2 protein-coding genes are annotated in these 1,457 nt (G+C 56.8%); one reads left to right on the forward strand and one right to left on the reverse strand.

What is annotated here, in order from left to right; genetic code table 11:
• On the reverse strand, positions 1 to 309 hold the full coding sequence (locus FHT71_RS31125) for a MarR family transcriptional regulator (protein WP_183723300.1): 309 nt from the start codon (positions 307 to 309) through the stop codon (positions 1 to 3).
• 42 nt (positions 310 to 351) lie between these two features.
• On the opposite strand from FHT71_RS31125, the gene FHT71_RS31130 reads away from it, so the two are divergent.
• A partial coding sequence (locus tag FHT71_RS31130; protein WP_183723298.1) for an IS630 family transposase occupies positions 352 to 1,457 on the forward strand: 1,106 nt, incomplete at its 3' end.

Below are 1,457 nucleotides of genomic sequence, written 5' to 3' on the forward strand. Positions count from 1 at the left end.
CTAGTGTCCCATCTCAGAGATTATGACGGGTTGGTCTATGCCCAGAATTGGCAGCTCTTGCGGGGGGACGAGCAGTTGGATGCTGCGCGCGACGCCTGGTTGCTTTTGGATCAATCCGATTTTCTCAAGTGTCTTTAGCATCTGGTGCACCGAGGGTGGGGTGACTTTGAAGTAGCGCTGAAAGTCAGTCTCGGCTGGGGCACGGCCATTGATCTGGGAATAGGCCCATATGAAGGCAAGATACTGGCCCTGTTTTGCGGTGAACGGGACTGGTCTTTCAGGCTTCGTTTCGTCAAGCAATTGATTCATTTCGGATTCATCCAAGACCCCTCGACGATGAGGGATGTTGTGATGAACGTACGATATCGGGTTGATCTTAACCAGATCGAACGCGACGAGCTTCGCGTTTTAGTGAGTAGCGGCAAACAGCCAGTCCGGCGGCTCAAGCGAATGCAGATCCTGTTGGCAGCGGACGCGGGCGTCAGCGACAAGGCCATCGAGGCATCGGTGCAGACCAGCGGTTCGACCATCTACCGCACCAAAAAGCGCTTCGTGGAGATTAGTCTGGAGGCTGCCCTCAGTGAAGAGCCGCGGCCCGGAGCGTCTCGAAAGCTGAGCGGCAAGGACGAGGTACAACTCGTTGCCCTGGCTTGCTCGGATCCACCCGAGGGCTGTGCCCGGTGGACTTTGACACTTCTGGCCAACGCGCTGCTGGAAGTGGTCGAGCATCAGAGTATCTCACGCGAAACCATCCGCCGCAGATTGGACGACAACGACCTGAAGCCGTGGCAGAGGAAAATGTGGTGCATCGCCAAAATCGATGGCGAATACATCGCCAGGATGGAGGATCTTCTCGACCTCTACGCTGAGCCGCATGATCCTAAGCGACCGGTGGTCTGCTTCGATGAAAGTCCGATCCAGCTGATCGGCGAAGTGCGCGTGCCTATCGTGCAGAAACCGGGAAAGCGATACCGCTACGATTCTGAATACAAGCGCAATGGCACGGCCAACCTTTTTGTTATGGTCGACGCCAATAGGTCGTGGCGCAAGGTCAAGGTCACGGATCGGCGCGCCAACGAGGACTTTGCGGTCTGTATGCGCGAGCTGATCGACGTCGATTATCCCGACGCCGACCGGGTTCGTGTGGTGATGGATAACCTATCGACCCACACGGCCTCTGCTATCTATCAGACGTTCCCAGCCGTTGAGGCACGCCGGATTTTGCGACGTCTGGAATTCCACTACACGCCCCGCCACGCGAGTTGGCTTAACATGGCCGAGATCGAGATCGGGGTTATGCGCCGACAGTGTCTTGACCGCCGCATCGACAACCGCAACCTGCTCGAAAGTGAGGTTCAGGCATGGGAGCGTCGTCGGACCGATAGCGGTGCCCAAATCCGATGGATGTTCTCAGTCGACCAAGCGCGCGAAAAAATGGCTAAGTCTTATCCAACACC

The sequence above is a fragment of the Rhizobium sp. BK060 genome (assembly GCF_014193145.1).
GTDB lineage: Bacteria > Pseudomonadota > Alphaproteobacteria > Rhizobiales > Rhizobiaceae > Rhizobium.